Genomic DNA, 8,364 nt, shown 5'->3' with positions numbered 1-8,364 from the left:
GGCGTGGCCGACCCGCCGATGCAAACGGCTTTGCATATGAGCGTGATGACGACTGAGTCCGCCTACCCTTCAGCGACATCACCGAGAGCGAGCTGCCCTGGTAAAGCCAGGGGGACGGTGAGCATGAGTGTGGCTGTGACGGCAGCCGCACTTGCAGGAGCAGCCCATTATCGCTTCCGGTCAGGGGCGCGACGATGAAACACCGATCGGACGAGTCCCGCAGCAGGCCGGTAAGCATCGCCAGGGAGGCGACGGCCATAGCCCGGCGTCCTGTGCCGCGAACCAGGTGGACCGGGCGTCCGAGCCGCATTGGATTCCTCGGGCTGAGGTTGACAACTGCTGTCGTTGTGGTGTCGGCGCTGTGGCTACCCATCCGGCGTCGCAGCCCGAAGGCATTCAGCGGCAGGAGCCTCTTGACGGGCTGGGATGCCAGGGCGAATCCACAGGCGAGCTGAGCTACTTCGTCTGTGCTGTGGCGTCCGCTGTGGGGAATCGGTAGGCAGCCGAGATGGTGGTGGCGGTGATGGTCACCGCCCACCATGTGGTGGCGCTGAGGTAGGCGATGGCGAGTGCGGGTGTGTTGCCCCATGAGGCGACGGTGATGAATCCGGTGCCGAGGATGAGGGCGGTTACGGTCTGGAGCAGTTTTCGCTGTGTGGTGGTGATGGTGAGGGCGATGCCGATGCCGAGTGCGGCGGCTCCGATGCGGCGGAAGAGTTCGACGCCTCCGGGTACGAGGTCCATGGGGGTGGCGTTGGCGTAGCGCATGGCGAAGATGCCGGCTGCGGCGAGGAGGGTCGCGGTGAGGGGTAGTCGGGTGCGGTGGAGCCAGGTGGGGAGGCGGGTTGTGGGTATTCGCGGTGCGAGGGCGGCGATGACAAGGCACGCGGCGGCGATGGGGAGGGCGGATAGCAGGGTCCAGCGGGTGTAGGTGCTGCTGGTGAGTTCGACGAAGGCTCCGACAGCGAGTCCGTACATGGCGGCGGTGCAGAGGCCGAGGAACGCCGCGGTGCTGTAGGCGCGGCGGATGAGGGTTCCGGTGCTGGTTGAGGTGTCGGGTTGGGCGCCGGAGAGCATGGTGGTGGGGGCGAGGTAGGCGACGGCGAAGGCCGTGAGCATGGCCAGCAGTCCGGCGGCTCCGACCACTTCCAGTGGCAGGCGTACGGAGGTGACTCGCCAGACTTGGCGGTGGATGTCGGCGGTGACGATGGCCTGGATGAGCAGGGCGAATGAGCAGGCGCCGGTGAGCAGCGGCGCGATGAGGTGTCGTGGGGTGAGCCGGACTCGGGGCAGGTGGATGTCGCGGGTCCGGGTTTCGGTGAGGGTGTGGGTGGCGTGGAGGGCGCCGTCGGCGGCGGCGTTGTCGAGGCGGGCGGGGATGACCGGGGTGTGTCCGGTCGTGGTGTGGAGGATGTCCGCCAGATTTGGGAGGTGAGCGCCACCGCCGGTGAGGATGACTGCCTGCAGCTGTGTGGAGTCGACGTCGGCTGCGGTCAGCGTGTTGGTGACGTGCTCGGGTATCGCCGTGTGGAAGTGGTGGGTGGCGGCGGTGAGGTGGCTGTGGTCGATGACGGCGGGTGGGTGGGGGTCAGGGAGCACGATGACGGCGTGCGGCGCTTGCCGGAGCGCTTCTTTGGCGTGCCGGGTGGACTGCCACAACGCGTGATGGTCGCGGTGGTCTGGGAGTTCTTGTGGGGTGAGGAGCCGGGACCAGCGTGGTGGATCGGCGTCCCGGATGGGTTGTGCGGCCTGTGTGGCGAGAGTGTTGTCGATGTCGCGGCCGGCGGCGTTGGGCACGGTCGTGGTCGCGAGGATGGTCATGCCGCCGGTGTCGGTTTGTTGCAGGACGGTGAGTTGAAGGGTGTGGGCGCCAGCGTCGCAGACCAGCACGCAGGCTCCGGCGGGTGGTGGTTGCCCGGTGACGGCGGCGAGTTGGGCGGCGACGGCGACGGGGGTGGCGACGAGGTCCGGGTCGGGTAGGCCGGCTCGTTGTGTCGCGTCGCGGACGAGCGCGCGACGTCGTGGTCCCCAGGTGGGGGCTATGGCGAGGGCGACGGCTTCCGGAATCCCGTTGGCGATACGTGATGCCTCGGCGCTGATGTGGCGGAGAACCGTGGCGTAGAGGTCGAGTGGGTTGATGTCGCGGCCGGCTATGGTGAGCGTGCCAGCGGTGAGGTGGCTGGTGACGTCGGGGACGTAGCAGTCCGGGCGGATGGCGGCCAGGACGAGCCCAGATTGTCCGGGGGTCAGGTTGCCGGTGTCGGGGTCGACGTACACGCCGCTGGGGGTGGTGGGTTCGCCGTCGGGCATGACCGGTATCCGCTGCCCGCCGGAAGTGGTGAGGACAGCGGTCGTGGTGGATGAGCCGATATCGATTCCCAGCCTCACGTTTGCTGCCCCCATGGTGGGGAGTTTCTCTCACCGGTGGTGATGATCGTCAACCGTGTTGGGTTGACCGTGACCATTTCTACGCGGATAGTGAATATTCATCGCCTTGAGGCTGGCCGATTGTCCACCCGAGGGTGTAAGCGCGATCGGATCGGCCTTTTGGGTTTCGGCCGTCACGGGAGGAGCGCTGCCCACGTCCGCTCACCAGCCACCGCCGAACCCAGCGGACGCGTCGGGGCTTGAGGCCATCTGGCCGGCAGCGCCTACTCTGTCACCGCAGCCGCCGGGCCGGTGCCGTACGGTGGCCACCGTCCTGCGGGTATGCGCCACCGTAGTTGGTCTGCTGCTGTTCCTTGTCGGGCCGCCGCTGGCGCTGGCGTACGTCGTGGGTTGGCCGCTGCCCAGCTCGTGGCCCACCGCCAGCAAGGTGATCGATTGGCTGAGCCAACCGACCCTGATCACCGTCGACGGTTTGATCAAGGTCGGGGCCTGCGTGCTGTGGCTGCTGTGGGCCATGCTCGCCCTAGGAACGCTGGCCGAGCTGGTCACCGCCGTCACCCGGTGGCGGCTCCCCCGGATTCCGCTGCCCGCCGCCCTGCGGGGCGTGGTCACTGGGCTCATCGCGAGCGTGACCGTCGTCGTCAACAGCTCCGCTGTTCAGGCAGCGTCCTCGCCACCGCTCGCCCCCGTGGCCCAGCCCGCACATCCCCGACAGGGCGCTGGGCTACCCGCTATCCCCCGGCCCCGCGTCGCGGAGCCGACCGCCATCGTGCAGAAGGATGATCGAGACGGACGACTGCCCGTGTGGGCGCGGGACTCCCCTGGTGGCGTTCATCGGGTTGTTCGCGGTGACACCCTCTGGGACCTCGCAGCAGCAAAGCTCGACGATCCCCGACGGTGGCGAGAGATCTACACCCTGAACAAGGGCAGGCGACAGGCAAACGGGTACGCGCTCACAGATCCGGACACGTTGCACGTCGGATGGACCCTCGCACTGCCCGCCCGACACCGCCCCACCACACCACCGGCCCCACCTCGGCCCGAGCCGCCAACCACAAAAACCGATCCCGCTCCCGCCGAACCCCACACCGACCCCACTCCCCCACCAGACGGCTCCGGCACCGACGCTGACACACCAGCAGCCACCGCAACGGGACCGACGGCCCTGCCCTCCAGCCCCGCCGTGGACGACAACGCCGCCACCGATACACCCGAGCAGCAAAACGACGCCTCGCCCACACCCGGTGATAGGCACGGGGTCTACCTGCCATCGCGGGCGTGGATCAGCCTCGGCCTGGCCGCCGCCATCGCCGCCATCGCCGCGCTACTGCGCCTGCAACAACGCCGCCGCGCCCGGCTCACCTTCCCCACCCCGGCGACCACCACGCCGCACCCCACCCCGGTACCGCCGTCTCTGGCCCCCATCGACACGATCGGCAGCCGCCACCTCCAATCCACCGCCGACACCCACCGTCTCCCCAGTTCCACCGTGCCAGCCCCGATCGGCGTCAACTCCAACGGCACGCAGGTGAGCCTGTTCCACCTGCCTAGCCCCGGGGTTGCCCTACACGGCGACGGAGCCATCTCGGCGGCCCGCGCCATCCTCGCCGCCGTCCTGACCACCGGCGCGGCCGAAACATCCGTCACGCGCCCGGTGATAGTCACCACCGCCGACCTGCTCGCCAAGCTTCTGCCCGAAGGCGCCCCGACAGTGGGATTGGATCCCGATGGCACCACGTACGACGGCGAACGGCTCATCGTCCTCGCCGACACCGCCGCAGCGGTCACCCACGCCGAGGAAGAGATGATCGGCCGCAGGCGCCTGCTGGACACCTTCGACGCCGCCACCATCACCGACCTCAACACCCGCACCGACCACGCCGAAACACAGCCGCCCTACGTGCTGCTCATCGAAGCCACCAGCCGGCACACCGCCCGCCTCCACGCCGTCGCCAGCCACCGCGCCACCCTGGACCTACACCCGGTCGTCCTCGGCCACCACGACGACATCCCCACCCTCGAGATCACCGCCCAAGGCGCCGTCACCGGTGGCGAACCGCGTCCGGTGGCGCGGCTGTCCACCCTCAGCCCAGACGACCTCGCCGCCATCCTCACCATGCTCACCGACGCCATGGCCCGCCCCGAGGCCGGCACCGACATCGACAACCCACCCACCGAAACCCCACCTCCGCCGGCCGCGGCAACCACCGAGGCGACCGAGCCGACCCCCGTACAACCACACGACACCGCAACCCTGGTCCGGCTCCGCGTCCTCGGCCCGGTCACCGTCACCACCGACACCGGCCCGATCGCCACCGGAATGCGCAGCAGCTCCTACACCGTGCTCGCTGTGCTCGCCGCCCACCCCGCCGGCCGCACCCTCGACCAACTCGCCGCCGACCTGTACCCCGACATCGACCCAACCGCCGCCGTCAAACGGATCCGCACCGCCATCACCTCCGCACGACGCGTGCTCCGAACCGCGACCGGCCACCACGAGCCGATGTTCATCGGCTACAACCCCGCCACCGGCCGATACCAACTCGACCCGCAGACCGTCACCGTGGACCTCTGGCAAATGCTCACCGCCATCAACCACGCCACCACCACCGACGACGACACCGCGACCCTCGCCGCGCTACGCCAGGCAACCGACCTGTACGCGGGCGACTTCGCCGAAGGCGTCGACCACACCTGGGCCACCGACTACGCCACCAGCTACCGCCACCACAACCTCGCCGCCTACGCCCGCATCGCCGAAATCCTCGAAACCGACCACCCCGACCAGGCGATTGCCGCCCTCGAACGCGCCACCGACCTCGACCCCATCAACGATGAGCTCTACCAGCGGATCATGCGCATCCACGGCCGCCAACAACGCCCCGACGCCGTACGACGCACCCTCCGCCGGCTAGAAGAACGCCTCACCGACCTCGGTGACACCGAACCATCACAAGCCACCCGCCGCGTCGCCGAACGCCAACTCCGCCCCGCCGCCCCGGACCCCAGAGGACGGCCGTGACCGACACCCGGCTCCGGCGGATGCCGTGCGCGGTCGGGCGACGTCAACCCTCGGCGTGGCCGCCTCGGTCACCGGCGAGCATCCTGCACGCTTGGCCTAACTGACCCACGAAGGCCGCACTGTCAGCCGAAACGCCCTCGCGCGAAAGCTTCGCCGCAACGGTCACTCGATCCGCAACAGCGCCGTCTCCGCGCTCTTGGCCACACTGCGCCGGGAAGCGAGGTCCGTCAACGGCCGCCGCCCCACGGCATCGGTGTAACACTCCCGTTGCAGACACGGTGCCGACCGTGGAACAGGCCGAACGCGGGCACGGCGACTCCACCCCCGTGACCGCTAGTGCGCCCAACAGACCAGGCTTGATCGATCGTTGAAGGTGGGCGTGGATGGGGCACGGCACCCGACCCCGGGCACCGCCGATCACCACAGGAGGAACCGACAATGCCTGACACCACGCCCTCACGCCACACGATCGAGATCGATGGCGACGTGCATGACGTGCTGGAACGCACCGCAACCAGCCGAGACACCGACATCAACGGCGCACTGCGCGACCTGATCGAGGCCCCGACGCCATCGACCAGCCCGAGTGACGACGACGAGGACTGAAGCAGCCTCAGCAGCCAGGCGCCGCCGACTTCCCGTAAAGAGGTAGCCGGCGGCGCCTACCGCGTACGGCTGGCTATGTGACCATAGGTCGGGAAGCGGCGCGGAGACCGTGCCACTGACAACCACAACTAGATCAATTCCGAATGCCTGTCGTGGTTAGGCAAATCGAACACCCGCTACCGGCGCTTCCGTGACTTGCATTCGTGGCTCATGATGGTCGTCGTGCCCAAACGACTCTGGATTACCTCTGCGCTACTTCTGATCATCGCTGTCGCGCTGATTATGATCTTCAGCGGAAGCCTCGGTGGCGCCGCAGCCTGGGCGAATATCATCGCGCTGCCAGTAGCGATCATTGGCGTCATCTTGACGCTTCGCGGGAAGGCTGATGCACAGCCAGGCCCAAGCAGGCAAGATCACAACGCGCCAGGCCGCTCGGCGCCGCCAACTTCAGGCACCCATGGCGTCACTCAGATCGGCTTCGCCCAAGGCGATCAAATCAACGTGGGACGCGACTACTACGGTCAGCGCCCCGACGGCAGGTGACCAGCATGGGAGATCAGTTCGGGTATGCCGAAGGAGACCAGACCAATGCTGGACGCGACGCCTACATTGGATGCACGTTCAATTCAAGAGTCGACGGCGAGCAAGACGAGTCCGAGTCGCCGGATCACGGTTCGGGCACCGCGAAGGCAGCCACGGGCAGCGGAATCGGTGTCGTCGCCGTCCTCGGGATTCTGGGATACTTCCTCTTTGGGGTAGACGAGCCGTTCCCTACCCATTCGGATCCATGGCCGGCGGGCGTAAAGCAAGAGGCCGTCGTCGCGGCAACACAAGGCTGGCTCGACAAGTGCCAGAAGTCAGGGTCTGCAAGCCCTGCCAACTGTCCGCAATCCCTCGCCGAAACCTCGGGGGACGTTTCCAAGGTCCGCTGGGCATTCCATGGGAACGCCCTTGAGGCTGCGGTAATCCGCTACAACGAGGCCGACAGCCGATTCGACGTGTTGGGGACCGTTGTGACGGTAGCCGACTACACAGTCCGCAGAGATTCACGCCGCGATGTCACGCCGATTACATACTGGGCGAATGTGCACTGGACAGACGGGCGGCTCGATGTACAGGAAGTAAAGGAGCACTCATCCTTGAGTGATCCCGAAATCGCAAAGCAAGATCCCAAGCAGGCATGGGAAACCGTGGAGGCGAAGCTAAAGGATGCATTCACGCGATGCGTGCGCAGCGCCAACTCCGCCATGCCAGCAGGATGCCCAAAGTGGACGCCACCGCCAGGCGCAACGAAGGCGAAGTGGTCTTTTGTCGGCGATCCACTGCTAACGGCCCGCCCCTCGTTTGACCCGAAATTCGGGGTCCTTCACATAAAGGGCACCTACGGTTTGGCGGTGCGTTACAACCTACTCGGGTCCACGAAAAGCGAGACCCGTATGACCAACTACGATGCCGTCATCGCTTCAACGCCGGCAGGGCCGGTAGTCCTTGAGATCAACGAAGCAGCCTGAACGCGGTTCAGTACCAGGTGATCACCCAGCCAAGTAACTACCCGCTCGCCTCTGCATTGGTGGCGTACGACGAGCTGGTCAGGGTCTCGAGTCGCTCATGGCGGCAGCGAGAAGGCGTTGTGCGGTGCGCTGTGGGATGCCGAGCTGTTGCGCCAGTTCGATTCCGAGCCCGCGTCGGTCGCGGCCTGTGGCGTCGGCGGCGGCGAGTAGTTCGGTGGCGGCGGTGAGACGGGGGTCGTCGGCGTAGGGGTGTGGTTTGCGGGGGCCGGTGGTGGTGCCGGGGGTTCGGCCGGTGGATTGTCGTCCGGTGCGGGCGTCGGCGATGGCCCATACGGTGCGGCGGTGCCAGAGTCGGCGTTTCCTGCCGTCGGCCAGGATCTCGACGCGGTCGGGGTGGTTGAGGAGGGTGTGGGGCAGGTTGCGGTACGAGCCGTAGCCGAGGATCTTCGCCGCTGTGCCGGAGCCAACAAGGTCGTCCGGCTGGCCGCTGCGGTCGACTTGGGTCAGCTCGGCGCGTTTGGCGGCCTGGTGTGCGGTGTGGAACGCCTCGATGTCGTCGAGCCAGAACCATTCGCGGCCGTCGTGGTGGAACCCTTGCGGGAAGCCGAAGCGGGCTCGGTGGCGGTGCCAGTGGTTGACGGTGGAGTATGCGGCGCCGGTGTGCGCGGCGACGCCGGCCCGGTTGAGGGCGGTCCGTCCGTCGATGATGCGTCGTGCCACGCTGTCCATCCTCCCCCGCTCACCCCGCTACGACGTCGCGTGGTCGAGGTGGGTGTGGTTCGGGCCGTAGGATCGGCGGCACGCCTGGCTCGGGTATACGCGGTCGTGTGGTCCGCA

Annotated in this window: 6 protein-coding genes and 1 pseudogene; 5 read left to right on the top strand and 2 right to left on the bottom strand. The window is 67.5% G+C overall.

The annotated features are described in order from the left end of the window. Window positions 1–456: 456 nt before the first annotated feature. Window positions 457–2,388, bottom strand: coding sequence for an Hsp70 family protein (locus tag KJS59_RS21075; RefSeq protein WP_213454678.1), 1,932 nt, complete (start codon window positions 2,386–2,388; stop codon window positions 457–459). A gap of 301 nt (window positions 2,389–2,689) precedes the next feature. Here KJS59_RS21075 and KJS59_RS21070 point away from each other — a divergent pair, with 301 nt between their 5' ends. The 5 genes and pseudogenes from KJS59_RS21070 (at window position 2,690) to KJS59_RS21055 (ending at window position 7,527) form a co-directional block, all read left to right on the top strand. Further along, on the top strand, window positions 2,690–5,410 hold the full coding sequence (locus KJS59_RS21070) for a BTAD domain-containing putative transcriptional regulator (RefSeq protein WP_249714615.1): 2,721 nt from the start codon (window positions 2,690–2,692) through the stop codon (window positions 5,408–5,410). Window positions 5,411–5,510: 100 nt separating this feature from the next. Beyond that, a pseudogene (locus KJS59_RS32510) lies at window positions 5,511–5,669 on the top strand (DUF2637 domain-containing protein); the annotation flags it as partial. Window positions 5,670–5,848: 179 nt separating this feature from the next. Beyond that, complete coding sequence (locus KJS59_RS21065; RefSeq protein WP_213454677.1) at window positions 5,849–6,016, top strand: hypothetical protein; 168 nt, start codon at window positions 5,849–5,851, stop codon at window positions 6,014–6,016. Between the two features lie 222 nt (window positions 6,017–6,238). Next, window positions 6,239–6,559: a hypothetical protein gene (locus KJS59_RS21060; RefSeq protein WP_213454676.1), complete on the top strand. Its 321-nt coding sequence runs from the start codon at window positions 6,239–6,241 to the stop codon at window positions 6,557–6,559. Window positions 6,560–6,564: 5 nt separating this feature from the next. Then, complete coding sequence (locus tag KJS59_RS21055) at window positions 6,565–7,527, top strand: hypothetical protein (protein ID WP_213454675.1); 963 nt, start codon at window positions 6,565–6,567, stop codon at window positions 7,525–7,527. Window positions 7,528–7,605: 78 nt separating this feature from the next. Here the strand turns inward: KJS59_RS21055 and KJS59_RS21050 are convergent, their stop codons facing one another. Then, complete coding sequence (locus tag KJS59_RS21050) at window positions 7,606–8,256, bottom strand: hypothetical protein (RefSeq protein WP_213454674.1); 651 nt, start codon at window positions 8,254–8,256, stop codon at window positions 7,606–7,608. Window positions 8,257–8,364 lie beyond the last annotated feature (108 nt).

This window comes from Rhizomonospora bruguierae, assembly GCF_018397995.1.
Lineage (GTDB): Bacteria > Actinomycetota > Actinomycetes > Mycobacteriales > Micromonosporaceae > Rhizomonospora > Rhizomonospora bruguierae.
This window is presented reverse-complemented; position numbering and strand designations above follow the sequence as displayed.